General features: G+C 34.5%; 15 protein-coding genes. 14 read left to right on the top strand and 1 reads right to left on the bottom strand.

Features of this window, described 5'->3' with window-relative positions; genetic code table 11:
- Positions 1–73: 73 nt before the first annotated feature.
- The 12 genes from NSS97_RS15905 (at position 74) to NSS97_RS15850 (ending at position 11,699) form a co-directional block, all read left to right on the top strand.
- Positions 74–844: an ABC transporter ATP-binding protein gene (locus NSS97_RS15905; protein WP_044443081.1), complete on the top strand. Its 771-nt coding sequence runs from the start codon at positions 74–76 to the stop codon at positions 842–844.
- Positions 831–2,774: an ABC transporter permease gene (locus tag NSS97_RS15900; RefSeq protein ID WP_044443083.1), complete on the top strand. Its 1,944-nt coding sequence runs from the start codon at positions 831–833 to the stop codon at positions 2,772–2,774. The genes NSS97_RS15905 and NSS97_RS15900 overlap by 14 nt, the downstream gene beginning before the upstream one ends.
- Before the next feature lie 293 nt (positions 2,775–3,067).
- Positions 3,068–3,502, top strand: coding sequence for a ferritin-like domain-containing protein (locus NSS97_RS15895; protein ID WP_044443085.1), 435 nt, complete (start codon positions 3,068–3,070; stop codon positions 3,500–3,502).
- Positions 3,503–3,723: 221 nt separating this feature from the next.
- Positions 3,724–4,185: a DUF2691 family protein gene (locus NSS97_RS15890; RefSeq protein WP_341113319.1), complete on the top strand. Its 462-nt coding sequence runs from the start codon at positions 3,724–3,726 to the stop codon at positions 4,183–4,185.
- A gap of 23 nt (positions 4,186–4,208) precedes the next feature.
- Complete coding sequence (locus NSS97_RS15885) at positions 4,209–5,087, top strand: aminoglycoside phosphotransferase family protein (RefSeq protein WP_341113317.1); 879 nt, start codon at positions 4,209–4,211, stop codon at positions 5,085–5,087.
- Between the two features lie 125 nt (positions 5,088–5,212).
- Positions 5,213–6,541: a YjiH family protein gene (locus NSS97_RS15880; protein ID WP_044443091.1), complete on the top strand. Its 1,329-nt coding sequence runs from the start codon at positions 5,213–5,215 to the stop codon at positions 6,539–6,541.
- 791 nt (positions 6,542–7,332) lie between these two features.
- Positions 7,333–7,677 carry an ArsR/SmtB family transcription factor gene (locus NSS97_RS15875; RefSeq protein WP_000014568.1) on the top strand — a complete coding sequence of 115 codons (345 nt, stop codon included), beginning with the start codon at positions 7,333–7,335 and terminating at the stop codon, positions 7,675–7,677.
- A 29-nt stretch (positions 7,678–7,706) separates the two neighbouring features.
- Positions 7,707–8,222, top strand: a complete 516-nt coding sequence (locus NSS97_RS15870; protein ID WP_044443094.1) for an SRPBCC domain-containing protein — start codon at positions 7,707–7,709, stop codon at positions 8,220–8,222.
- Between the two features lie 90 nt (positions 8,223–8,312).
- Complete coding sequence (locus NSS97_RS15865; protein WP_002033018.1) at positions 8,313–8,693, top strand: VOC family protein; 381 nt, start codon at positions 8,313–8,315, stop codon at positions 8,691–8,693.
- 160 nt (positions 8,694–8,853) lie between these two features.
- Positions 8,854–9,441 (top strand): GNAT family N-acetyltransferase, encoded by a 588-nt coding sequence (locus NSS97_RS15860; RefSeq protein ID WP_002185500.1) that lies wholly within the window; start codon positions 8,854–8,856, stop codon positions 9,439–9,441.
- A gap of 322 nt (positions 9,442–9,763) precedes the next feature.
- Complete coding sequence (locus NSS97_RS15855) at positions 9,764–10,396, top strand: YdcF family protein (protein ID WP_002033016.1); 633 nt, start codon at positions 9,764–9,766, stop codon at positions 10,394–10,396.
- A gap of 154 nt (positions 10,397–10,550) precedes the next feature.
- Positions 10,551–11,699 carry an acyl-CoA dehydrogenase family protein gene (locus NSS97_RS15850; RefSeq protein WP_341113315.1) on the top strand — a complete coding sequence of 383 codons (1,149 nt, stop codon included), beginning with the start codon at positions 10,551–10,553 and terminating at the stop codon, positions 11,697–11,699.
- 182 nt (positions 11,700–11,881) lie between these two features.
- Here the strand turns inward: NSS97_RS15850 and NSS97_RS15845 are convergent, their stop codons facing one another.
- Entirely contained in the window at positions 11,882–12,352 is a 471-nt protein-coding gene (locus NSS97_RS15845) for a hypothetical protein (RefSeq protein WP_341113314.1), read from the bottom strand.
- A gap of 187 nt (positions 12,353–12,539) precedes the next feature.
- Here NSS97_RS15845 and NSS97_RS15840 point away from each other — a divergent pair, with 187 nt between their 5' ends.
- Entirely contained in the window at positions 12,540–13,217 is a 678-nt protein-coding gene (locus tag NSS97_RS15840; RefSeq protein ID WP_341113312.1) for a copper homeostasis protein CutC, read from the top strand.
- Between the two features lie 23 nt (positions 13,218–13,240).
- A complete protein-coding gene (gene lepB / locus NSS97_RS15835; RefSeq protein ID WP_002084707.1) occupies positions 13,241–13,792 on the top strand; it encodes a signal peptidase I in 552 nt (183 codons plus the stop codon).
- The last annotated feature ends 105 nt before the right edge of the window (positions 13,793–13,897 follow it).

Raw genomic sequence — 13,897 nt, 5'->3', positions numbered from 1 at the left:
GTTAAGTAATCTTAATTCTAATTTTATATAGATTTTTTGGCTATAGATATGAAGAAAAGAGAGGAATATAAAAATGAAAACAGTATTAGAAGCAAAAAATATTAAAAAAGTATATGACACAGGCGGAAATACATTTGAAGCGTTGAAAGGTATTAACTTACAAGTAATAGAAGGTGAATTCGTTGGAATTATGGGACCTTCTGGTTCAGGTAAGACGACTCTATTAAATGTTCTTTCTACAATCGATAATGTGACGAACGGTGAGATTTTAATTGATGGAGAAGATATCGTGAAGATGAATGATGATACGTTGGCATTATTCCGTCGCAATCATTTAGGTTTCATTTTCCAAGATTATAATTTATTAGATACGCTAACGGTGAAAGAGAATATTGCCCTCCCACTTGCGCTATCAAAAGTGGAAGCGAGCGAAATTGATCGACTCGTTTTGGAAATTGCGAAGAAGTTTGGGATTGAGCATATTTTAAATCAATTCCCATACCAAGTATCTGGGGGACAGAAGCAGCGCTGCGCAGCATCTCGTGCAATGATTACAAATCCAAGTATGATTTTTGGAGACGAGCCAACAGGAGCGCTTGATTCTAAGTCAGCAATAGATTTATTAGAAAGTATGAAGTCATTAAATGAACAGGATAACTCAACAATTTTAATGGTAACGCATGACGCGTTTGCGGCAAGTTACTGTAAACGAGTGGTTTTCATTAAAGATGGTGAGTTATGTAAAGAATTGCATCGCGGGGAATTAACACGTAAACAGTTCTTCCAACAAGTAGTTGACGTAATGTCCGTCATTTCCGGAGGTGCAATTGATGACGTTATTTGACATCGTTCAACGGAATATACGACGTAATTTTAAAGAGTATATAATCTATTTTGTGTCCCTAACTGCGAGTATAGTTATCTATTTTATGTTTGCATCACTTCGCTATAATACACAAATAAATGCAGCATTGACTAATAGTGTGGAGACTAAGAACCTTCTTCAATCTGCAAAAGTAGTTCTTATTGTTTTTATTGCCATATTTATTATTTACTCTACAAATTTCTTTATAAAGAAGCGTAAAAAAGAAGTAGGGTTATACTCTTTACTAGGTATAACTAAAAAACAAATCGGTACAATGTTATTTTGTGAAACCATAATAATGGGGAGCGTAGCTTTAGTAATGGGAGTACTAATTGGTAGTTGGAGTTCAAAGCTAGCTTTTGAAATACTAATGAGTTTAATGAAATTAAAGGTGCCCGTTCATTTTGAGTTTTCTATAAAGGCGCTGATAGACACATCCGTAGTTTTTTTAGCTATTTTATTATATACGGCTTGGAGAAACTCTCGCATAATTTATCAATTTTCTTTAATTGAGATGTTTCAAGCTGATCATCAAGGGGAAAGTATGCCAAAAGTATCTAGAATCATGGCATACATGAGCATTATTTTAATAGGATTAGGTTATTTGTCAGCCTTTTTTATTCGTGAAATCATAAAAATTGTGCAGACCCCTACGGATAAGCAACCTATGTATATTCCGGCTATTATTTTGATTGCAATTGTTCTTGGGACATATTTATTATTCACGTCTTATACAGTTGTTATATTAAAGAAAATGAGAAGTAAAAGGACAATGTTTTATAATGGTATGAGCATACTGAACATTTCACAGTCATTATATCGAGTAAAAGGAAATGCAAGGTTACTTGCGACAATTGCTATATTAAGTGCCGTAGCTTTAACAGCAATTGGGACTGTTACATCGGCATATTTTTATGGAGAAGCTGAAGCAAAAAACAAGGCACCGTACAGTTTTTCATATGAAAAACAAGAGGATGCAATTGAAAAGGGCATACAGGGTGTTTTCGAAGAGAACAAGAAAAAAAATTCAATTATCCGTGATTTTGAAGTTGAAATGGTAACAGTTAAGGGAGGGCCTTTTGAGGAAGAAGGAAATACAAGTCTACCCAATCCCCCTTATAAAATAGCATATGATTTTCAGCTTATATCCCAATCTATTTTGAATAATAATGCTAAAAATTTAGGAGTGAAGAAAGTCAAATTAAATCCAGGAGAAGTAGTTATATATAATCTACAGCCTGATAAGAATTTTGAAAAGGGAAATAGACTTCAATTACCCCTTGAAGTTGAGCCGAAAATATCTGTCATTCAGGGGATCGAAATGCGTAAACTAATAAATTTAGGAGATTTGGTTGTCATTGTACCTGATCAGCTCTATGAAATGGTTAAGCAAACACATCAGACCTATATTGTGAAAAATATTGATGTAACGCAACAAAAGGATAGTAAAGAGTTGACAGAAGGTTTATTAAAGATAGTACCTGCTGCTGATGATATTAAAATCAATACTTTCTATAAAACAAATTTAGATGTTATGGAGACGTATGCGACTATATTATTTATTGGAGGTTTTTTAGGGGTTGTATTTGTACTGGCAACAGGTTCTATTATCTATTACAAACAATTATCTGAAGCGCATGCTAATCAGAGATATTATGAGACTCTTCGTAAGATTGGTGTTACGAAAAAAGAGGTAAGAAAGTCAATTTCAAAACAAGTTCGTTTTAGTTTTATTTTACCCGTGATAATTGGACTTGTTCATAGCTTATTTGCTTTACCAGTAATAAGCAACATGCCTATATTTAATATCATAATTCCTATTTTAATTAGTAGCGGTGTATATTGCATAATTTATTTCGGATATTATGTGTTAACTGTTTATTCGTATTTTAAAATTGTATATAAATAAGAATCAATAATTTTTTTGATGTGATGTCAATAAAATAAGAAGAGGAAATAAAACTGAATTAAACATTTAAAAGATAAAAACGTTTCACTAGTAGTGAAGCGTTTTTTTGTGAAATCATTATAGAATATTTAATCGACAGGAAATGAAAGTAGTGATAGCTAGGCTTTTTCAATGTTTTAAAGGGATTGAAGTAAAAGGGCTATAAGAATGAGTCCATGCTGTTCTTTTATGTATACAGGCTCCTACTATTTCGAAATGCATAAAATGTTATGTGAAATAATGGAGGGGATACGATGTATAATTCGAATTATGATGATTGGTATAGACAGAATGATAAGCTAATTAGTGATATTGAAAAAGCTATAAACGGAGAGTATAGCGCTATAAGCTGCTATGCAAAATTAGCTAACATGGCTCCAAATCAAGTAGAACAAAAACAAATTCTTGAAATCCGTAATGATGAAATAAGGCATTTTCATCATTTTGTACAAATCTATACGAATTTAACTGGCAGACAGCCGAAACCACAGATTACGGAAAATTGCCCTAATACGTACTTACAGGGATTAGAGTTCGCTATAAAAGATGAGCAAAAGACCGTAGATTTTTACTTGGAAATTTCGGATGAAGCAGCAGATGCATCTATGAAAGAGCTATTGCGCAGAACAGCTGCAGATGAACAAAATCATGCGGTGTGGTTTTTATATTATTTTGTGAAGTCGAAGTGAGTGTTAAAAATGAATGGCTGATGTGCTGAACATATTAGAAATTATTTTAAAACGCAGTGCAACAATTGAATAAGATATGTAAATGTAAGCAGAAGGAAACCGTTTCACTAGTAGTGGAGCGGTTTTTTATGATGTGCATAGGTATCGACAAAATATAGTAGTTGAATTTGGTATATAATGTATGAAATGAAAACGAAAATAAATAAGCTAGGAGCAAACAAATGAAAAGAGGAATTTTTGTAGATATTCCAAATGAATATGATAATCTACTTTGGAAAGTGTTAAAGCCAATCGATATTACTTCATTTGATTGGCAAGTGGAAAACGAGGAATCTTATTTCATATTGCCTGATGGATTAGGACCAGAATTATTTTCAGAAGATAACAAGGTAATGAGTGGATTAGAATTGAAAAAATTAATAAAAGACAACATATATTATCTCATTTTTGCAGATTTAAAAGCGTATCCAAAAGGAGAGGAAGTAGTAGATATTGAAACATATGAAGAATTTAAAGAGAGTAAGTGTGAAGTAGTCGTATTAGTAGCGGATGGTGATTACATACAGGTTTATGCGAAAAACCAAGAAGAGATTGAAATGATGTATGAAAACGCAATTGATCAAGGGTTTTATGTTGAATATGTTACAGACGAAAATGACGGTAGAACGCGTTTATCCGTGTGATAGGTATATAAAGGGGGAAGTAAATGAATCATATTAATGCTGATTTAGTTAAAAGGTTAGTAGGGGCACAATTTCCAGAATGGGCACATTTAGAAGTGAAACCTGTAAAGTTTAGTGGGCATGATAATAGAACGTTTCACCTAGGGGAGGAGATGAGTGTCAGATTACCGAGTGATGCAGCATATGCACCGCAAGTAGAGAAAGAAAACACTTGGTCACCTATATTAAGTAAGGGACTTTCTTTACAAATTTCTGCACCAATTGTGAAAGGGAATCCGACTGAAGAGTATCCGTGGCCTTGGTCTATTAATAAGTGGATCGAGGGAGAGACAGTCACGAAAGAGAATGTTCGTGACCTAGATGAATTTGCGGCGGACTTAGGCTCATTTTTAATAGAGTTACAATCAATTGATGCGAGTAACGGGCCAATAGCTGGAGAACATAATTTTTACCGAGGCGGGCTTATATCTGTATACGATGAAGAAGCGAGAGTGGCTATTGAAAATAATAAGGATGTTTTTGATGAGACATTGTTAAAGCATCTTTGGGATTTAGCACTTAGGTCAACATGGGATTGCAAACCAGTTTGGGTTCATGGAGATGTAGCGCCAGGGAATTTACTCGTTAAGGATGGAAAGCTTTGTGCCGTAATTGATTTTGGTATATTAGGAGTAGGAGATCCTGCTTGTGATGCAGCGATGGCATGGACGTTTTTTGATAAGAATAGTAGAAACGTATTTAAAGAAGTATTACAGATGGATGAAGAAACGTGGAATAGGGCGAGAGGATGGGCGCTTTGGAAGGCGTTAATTACATATGATGCGAATAGGGATAGTAATAAAAAAGTGGCAGAAGAATCTTATCGTGTAATTCAAGTAATTGTGGATGATTATAAGAGGTAATAGAAAAAGCTTATTTTGATTGTATATTTCAAAATAGGCATTTTCGTATGATTAAATATTCAGAATTAAAAGAAGGAATCCGACGTTTTTATACAGAATATTTAGATAATAGGAGGTGTCTAATTTTGAATGAAATTGAATTAAAAAGTAATGTAATTAAGACAGGGCGAGAGAAGGGGATTATACTTCGCTTTATACTTGCTAGTCTAGTTGGTGTGTTTATGTTTTTTGTTCCTGTTACGATAAACGGTGCTTCGTCTATTATGATTGATCATATCGTATCGTGGATAAGAGCTACGGTTCCTTCGGTAGTACCTTATTATGCACTGCTTGTAATGATAATTGGTGCGATTTATCCATTTTATACGAAGAAATGGAATGCATCTATTGTAGACATTTGTTTTTCTATTTTAAAAGTAGTAGGTGTTGTTTTCGGCGTATTATATTGTTTGAAAGTAGGACCAGCATGGTTCTTTGCGCCAGATGTTGGACCGTTTTTGTATGAGAAGTTAGTTATATCAGTAAGTTTACTCGTTCCAATTGGCTCAGCATTTTTAGCGTTATTAGTCGGGTACGGATTGCTTGAGTTTATCGGCACGTTTTGTCGTCCAATTATGAGACCGTTATGGAAAACACCTGGGCGATCAGCAATTGATGCGGTTGCTTCCTTTGTAGGAAGCTATTCGTTAGCCTTATTAATTACGAACCGTGTTTACAAAGAAGGAAAGTATACGACGAAAGAAGCAGCAATTATCGCAACAGGTTTTTCAACAGTATCCGCAACATTTATGATCATCATCGCAAAAACATTAGATATTATGCATTTATGGAATGTTTACTTTTGGACTACTCTTGTTGTAACATTCATTGTGACCGCTATCACCGTAAGAATCCCGCCTCTTAGTAGAAAACCAGATACATATATTACGAAAGAAGGGTTCCCAGAGCCCGTTTATAAAGAGAAAATGTTAGAGCGAGCTTGGGAAGATGCATTAGAAGTATCGAAGTCTGCGCCAAGTATTATGAAAAATATCGCAGTGAATTTAAAAGACGGATTTATAATGACGATGGGGATTTTACCATCAATTATGTCAGTAGGATTAATTGGTATCGTCTTAGCAAAGTTTACGCCAATATTTGATTGGGTAAGTTACATTTTCTATCCATTTACGTGGCTATTACAATTACCAGAAGCAGACCTAGCTGCTAAAGCAGTATCAGTTGGTATTGCAGAAATGTTTTTACCTTCTCTTTTAGTTGTAAGTGCACCACTTGTAACAAAGTTTGTCATTGCGGTTGTTTCGGTATCATCTATTTTGTTTTTCTCCGCTTCAATTCCTTGTATATTATCAACAGATATTCCGTTAAAAGTATCTGAACTTATTATTTTATATGTGCAAAGAACGATTTTAACGTTGCTTATTATTACACCGATTGCTTATTTGTTGCTTTAAAAATGTAGCCTTAAGTTTCTGAAGTTATGCCATTTTCCGATTATTCAAATCAGAAAATGGCATAACTTTAATTATGTTCTATAGTAACTCCAGCTGTTTTTTCATAAATAACGTATGAGCTAAGTAAATAATCATACCAATACTTGTGATTAAAACTCCTGCGAGTAGAAAAACTTTATCCATAGGGCTAAAAGTGAACCTAATGTAGGTGAAATAAACATAGCGCCGTGGACCATTGCATTTGCGGTACTAATTACTTTTTCCATTAATCTTGCAGAGGTTTAGATTTGAAGTAAGTAACTATAGCATACAGAGATAGAAGCGATAAATATACCAATAAAAACCCAAAATATTAACCATAAAAATAAATTGCTCGATATAAAGCCGAACTGTTTAAGATATTCATTTTGTTTATTGTATTTCCCTATTTTCCAATGGCTATAGCTCCGACTAAAGCATCTAATCTATCAAATAAAAATATGACAAAAAATACTATAGCGTTAAATAGTATTAAAAGTGTTAAAGCTTTCTTGGACCAAATAAAACAAAGCCTTCGCGAAAATCGTTCCAAAACCCACTGACTAAAGCATCACTTTATCGTAAAACATAGGTTTGTGAAATGTTTTTAATCCATTCTTATTATTAAGTAACGATGTGGTATTACTTTAGTTTTCGAATATTCCTTGATGAGAATATTCCTCTTTGGTTATAATCGATTCAACAGGAAAATAATATTAGTGATGATATTGATGTGTTATAACCGGAGACCATCACTTAACGAGGTGAGTGATATGTCGGGGAAAATTCCGGGCGTGAATATGACGACGTTGAGCGCTTTATCTGAACCGAATCGTATGAATATCGTTGAACTCTTGCGTGACGGTCCCTTAACCGTTGGGGAAATCGCCGAACATTTGGGATTAAGGCAACCACAAACTTCGAAACATTTAAAAGTGTTAAGCGATACAGGGATTGTGGAAGTGCAGGCTGAAGCTAATCGCCGGATTTACAAGCTCCGACCTGAGCCTTTCCAAGCACTTGATTGTTGGGTGCAGTCATTTAAGCGTGTGATGGAAGAGAGATTCGATAATTTAGATGAGTATTTGAAGGAATTGCAAAACAAGGAAAAGTCATAAAATCAGTTCATATTTAAGGAGGAATTAAAATGTCAAACAATACAATGGTATCAAGAGTAGAGAACGATCGGGTATTAGTACTGGAGCGCGTTTTCGATGCGCCGCGTGATCTTGTATTCAGTATGTTTAAAGAACCAGAGCATTTGAAACATTGGTGGGGACCAAGAGGTTGGGAAATTCCAGTATGCACTGTCGACTTCCGTCCGGGAGGCGTTTGGCACTACTGTATGAAGTGTGTCAATCAGAACTTGGAGCAATTTTTTGGTATGGAATCATGGGGAAAAGCAGTCTATAAAGAGATTATTGAGCCAGAGAAAATCGTCTACACTGATTACTTTTCAGATGCTGAAGGCAATGTAAATGATTCTATGCCGTCAACCGAGATGACATTGGAATTCATCGATTTAGGTGGAAAGACAAAGCTAATAAACCGTGCTGAATATGTTTCCGAAGAAGCCCTTAAGACCGTTATGGACATGGGCATGCTACAAGGTATCACCGAAACTTGGGATCGTTTGAATGAGCGATTGGAGTCGCTGAAATAGATTTTTGCACCGCAACTTTATTTTCGGTGATAATTAGGTATAAGTGTATGGAGTTTAATAAAAATTGTTTATAAAGGAGCGTTAAAATAAATGATTAATAATGTTGGTCAAATCATGTTATATGTGAATAACCAAGATGAAGTGAAGGAATTCTGGACAGAAAAAGTAGGATTTATTGTCATTTCAGAGGAAGATAACGGTCAAGGAATGCGATGGATTGAAATTGCTCCAACTAAAGAAGCTGAAACAAGTATTATTCTCCATAATAAGGAGCTAATTGCTAAAATGCAGCCGGAGTTAAATCTTGGCACACCTTCTTTAATGTTCTTCTCAAAAGAATTCGATCGTTTATATAGTGATTTAGTAAACAAAAACGTTACAGTCGGAGAAATTGTAAATATGCCTTCAGGTAGAATATTTAATTTTGCAGATAGCGAAAATAATTATTTTGCAGTAATGGAAAAGAAGTAAATTTCAATTCAATTTATGAGTGCGATGCTTGAATAAAAGGCATCGCACTTTTTATTTTAAAGATATATTTTATTCTTTGATATAAAAATAATTTTATGTTCTTATATAAGGATATAACGGTGATAGAGTGTGATATAGTTACAACAAAGGGGGCTTACAAATGGAAATTATTCACGAAAGAGCAAAGTTACGGTTAATGGATAGCAATGATGTCGAAAAAATGTTTTCAATCGTGGAAGGAAATCGAGATATTTGGGCGTATTTAATCTCTAAAATGGATACTGTTCAAGATATGCAGCAATATGTTCAAAAGGCGATAAAAGCTTATGGGGCAGGGAAGGATTTGCCATTTGTTGTTGTTGATCAAAAGACAAATGAAATAGTAGGGAGTACACGCTTATATAACATTTCAGTTGAAGATAAGACGGTGGAATTAGGGAAAACGTGGTATGACCCAAGTGTGCAACGTACGAGTATGAATACGGAATGTAAGTACATGTTATTACAATATGCTTTTGAAAAGTTGCATATGCGGAGGGTACAAATTAAGACGGATGCACGAAATGAAAAAGCACAAAGAGCAATTGAAAGACTCGGCGCAGTAAAAGAGGGTGTACTTAGAAACGAAAGAAAATTACCGAGTGGACATGTTAGAGATGCAGTTGTATACAGTGTAATTGCAAATGAATGGCCAGCTGTAAAGGAAAGGTTATTAGAAAAATTAGAGTCATATAAAGAAAAACGATAATTCATATTAAGAAAGGTGTATTGATCGTCAAGATGAAAAATATACCTTTTTTCTTACAAAACAGTTACTTCTTTTGTTTCATCATTCCATTATGATAAAAAATTCGTTACAATGTAGTTGTATGGTAATAAACTTATAAATTACACAAATGTAATGAAAACCGCAAACGAAAAATGAATTGATAATCCTCAATTTTAAATGAAAACCCTTTAATGAATATATATGATAAGAAAAATTCCTTCTTTTAAACAAATTCAAACAAAATGATTTGATATATACGTTTTTATATAGAAGTATGGATGATGTACGGAGGCAGTTATAAATGAAAGAAAATAAGAAAAGTAAGAAAAGAAGAATCTTGCAAGTATTCTTGCTTATGATTTGTTCTATTATTTTATATGTAAGTTATGCAGCTTACGATATTTGGAGTTATCGCTTTAAAACAGATGATGGTGTGAAGACAGATGCTGGTATCGTGCTGGGAGCAGCTTCATGGAACGGAAAACCATCTCCTGTATTTAAAGAAAGAATTAATCATGCAATTTCCTTATATAAGAACGGTAATATTAAAAAGATTATTTTCACAGGTGGTACAAAGTTTGAGGCAGAGCTTGAGGAAGCGCGTACTGCTAGAGTGTATGCACTGAAACATGGTGTGAAAGAAGAGGATATTCTAATTGAAACAAAATCCCTTTTCACAGAGGACAATTTAAAGAATGCAAAGCAAGTTGGAATAGAGAACGGAATACGCACATATACGATTGTGAGTGATCCACTTCATATGAAACGTGCAATGAAAATTGCAAAACATATTAAAATTGAAGCGTATGCATCACCAACTCCAACGTCAGCGTATAAAACGTTAGATACAGAAATCCCTTTCTTTTTTAAAGAATTATGCTCGTATATTGGATATGTAACCTCTTTGCCATTAAAGGCATTGAAAGGGGATTAATATAAGAAAAGAACCTATCTTTTTTATAGGAACTTTTCTTATTGTTCAAAAGCATTGTATTTTTATCGGAATAGTGAAACAATAGAGAAGTAACTTCATATAATCATAATGACAAAATGAACGGTTTATGAATCGGACATAAAGGAGATTATGTATGGCACTCTCATTTGTTGAAACAGAAGAACAATCTTTAGTTATTGAACAAATAAATAAATTGATTCCGAAGTTCATGGAAAGGGAGCATCAACTAAGTGAATTAGGATCATTTCCGTATGAAAATATTAATAATTTGAAAGATATCGGATATACGAAATTAACGTTGCCAAAAGAATTGGGAGGCAATGCGATTTCTTTATATGACTTCGTTTTATTTCAAGAGAAAATAGCAGAAGGCTGCGGTGCTACCGCATTATCGATTGGATGGCACCTTGGCATTGTAAAGGAATTAGCTGAAAATCGTTCTTGGAATGAGGAAATGTTCACTTGGTTTTGTGAAGAAGTACGTAATGGTGCGCTTTTTAATCGAGCAGCGACAGAGCCGAATACAGGTAGTCCTACGCGCGGCGGGAAACCAGAGACGTTAGCTGTCAAAAAAGGTGAGAAGTGGATTATAAATGGAAGAAAAACGTTTACGACAATGGCACCAGTACTTGATTATTTTATCATTTCAGCAAGTATTGAAGGCCAGGAAGATATCGGAGAGTTTGTCATTCCAAAGAATACGCAAGGCGTGACAATTGAAGAAACGTGGGATAGCATCGCAATGCGAGGAACTGCGAGCCATGATCTCGTTTTACAAAATGTAGAGATACCAGATCGCTTTTTCACTGATATAAAGGGTTCAAAAGTTAAAGCTAAGGGTATTGGCTGGTTGCTACATATACCAGCATGTTATTTAGGAATTGCACAATCAGCAAGAAATTATGCAGTTCAGTTTGTGGTATCATACAAGCCAAACAGTATAAATCATTCTATAAGTTTATTACCGAATGTTAGAAGGTTAGTTGGAGAATTAGAACTTGAGCTTATGCAAGCTCGTGTCTTTTTATATCAAATTGCGAAAAAATACGATGAGGCAGAAGATAAATTATCATTGCAAGCCGAACTTGCGGCAGTGAAATACGCGGTAACAAATGCGGCGATATCTATTGTGGATAAAGCAATGCGTATTGTCGGGGCGAAAAGTTTATCAGAAAAAAATCCGCTTCATCGTTATTATTTAAACGTAAGAGCAGGACTACACAATCCGCCGATGGATGATGCAACACTGTCTATGCTGGCGGATGCGGCGTTTCGGTCGTAATGAAGAAATATAAAGTCTGTTCCGTTCAGGAACAGGCTTTTCGTTGTCGGTGAATTGGTATTCTATGTTGAATCGTTGATATAATTCCATGTATTATGTCATTGTTCAAAGAAGAGGGAATTCTCGTTTTACAAAATAAAAAGGCTATCCTTTTGATAAGAGGATAGCCTTTTTATTTTGTTCTATTGTGGCTGCACCTCAAGATTCATACTACTTGCAGAACCGTCTTGATTATGTGCAAATAATGAATACTCACCTGGTAAAGGATTGGCGATGAGTGAACGTAAAGGAAAGGATTCACTTTCATTTGGCTGTAACGTGTGTTTTACTAAACGATCTTCTTTGAATTTAATTGAATAGGTAAAACTGTTTGTACCAGTATTTTTAATCGTAATATGTAAGTCACCTTGGCCACTAAAGTCAAAGCCAGTACCCATGTCCCCGCGGAATGTATGTGTATTGTTAAATGAAGATGAATGAAAGGTTTGAGTTTCTTCTTTATTGCTTGATGAAAGGGTAATCGTTTCTGTTTCTATACTTGAAGTTGAGGAATCTAGTTTTGTATTTTGTTTTGTTAATAAAGTAATCGCGCAAAGTGATGCAATTACAATAAATGAACTAGAGATAACGAACCGTTTTTTTGTAAGAATCATATATTTTTTTCCTTTTATAAGGATATAAGAATGTATAATTTTAAGGGAAACATAACATATATGATATTTATTATCAATTCAATAAATCTTTCTTTTCATTCTTCTTTTTATAGTTTTATAGTGGAATGCTATGTTTCTTATTTCACCTACTGTATAATAAGAAAAAAGTACGAAAAGAGGTTATCTCATGCTAGAGGTTATTGCAACTTGTTTAGAAGATGTGAAGCGAATTGAAAAGGCTGGTGGAAATCGAATTGAACTCATTTCATCATATACAGAAGGTGGTTTAACACCGAGCTATGCTTTTATAAAAAAAGCAGTAGAAGCAGTGCAAATACCAGTTCATGTTATGATTCGTCCGCATGCGAAGTCTTTTACATATACGGAAGAAGAAATTGAAATGATGAAAGAAGATATTGTAGTTGCTCAAAATCTTGGAGCTGCTGGTGTTGTATTAGGTGTGTTAAATGAACAAAATGAAGTTGATGAAGAGAAATTAGTAGATTTATTATCTGTTGTAGATGGAATAAATGTAACGTATCACCGTGCGATAGATGATACAGAAAATCCAGTAGAAGCGATGAAAGTTTTGAAGAAATTCAATAAAGTTACTCACGTTTTAACTTCAGGCGGACAAGGAAATGTAGTAGATAATATTCCGGTTCTTGCAGCAATGCAAAAGGAAAGTGAAGGGAATATACAGCTTGTTGTCGGAAGCGGAGTAACGAAAAAGAATGTAAAACAATTGCTAGATGAAACTGGAATTACGCAGGCGCATGTAGGTACAGCGGTTAGAGAAGGTAAGTCATGTTTTTCTGAGGTTGACCTAAATTTAGTACAAGAGTTAGTTGAAATAATAAAGTAAGTATTTAAGAAAGAGGAGAGACGATGAAGACAAATACGAAGAAAGAATTGATCTCATGGATTAAGACGATAGGTATTACACTTGCGATTGCCTTTATCGTTCGTGGGGTGCTATTTACGCCGTCATTAGTACAAGGTGAATCGATGATGCCAACTTTAGAAAATAATGAGCGAGTTCTCGTGAATAAGATTGGTTATAGTATAAGCGGGTTAGATCGTTTCGACGTTATCGTCTTCCACGGAAAAGAAGGGTACGATTTAGTAAAACGAGTAATTGGTTTACCAGGTGATACAGTTGAGTATAAAGATGATGTTTTATATGTAAACGGAAAAGCGATGGAAGAACCGTATTTAAAAGAATTTAAAGAAAAGGCGTCTGGTCGTGTATTAACTCCTGATTTTACGTTAGAACAAATCACAGGGAAAACGAAAGTGCCAGAGGGCCAAGTGTTTGTTTTAGGAGATAATCGTGAAGTATCTAAAGACGGTCGTATGTTTGGATTTATTTCAGAAGATGAAATTGTCGGAAAAGGACAAGCTGTTTTCTGGCCATTGAAACAAGTGAGAGCGTTATAAACAAAAAGTATGGGAGAAATATTCTTCCATACTTTTTTTGTTTGCGAAAAATATATTGATAGAATTGAAAGAATATTTTATAATTTTAAATTATATGTTTGTTTC

It is taken from the genome of Bacillus sp. FSL R12-0074 (assembly GCF_038005725.1).
GTDB lineage: Bacteria > Bacillota > Bacilli > Bacillales > Bacillaceae_G > Bacillus_A > Bacillus_A mycoides.
Note: the sequence above shows the minus strand (reverse complement) of the source record. Positions and strands in the feature narration are given on the sequence as shown.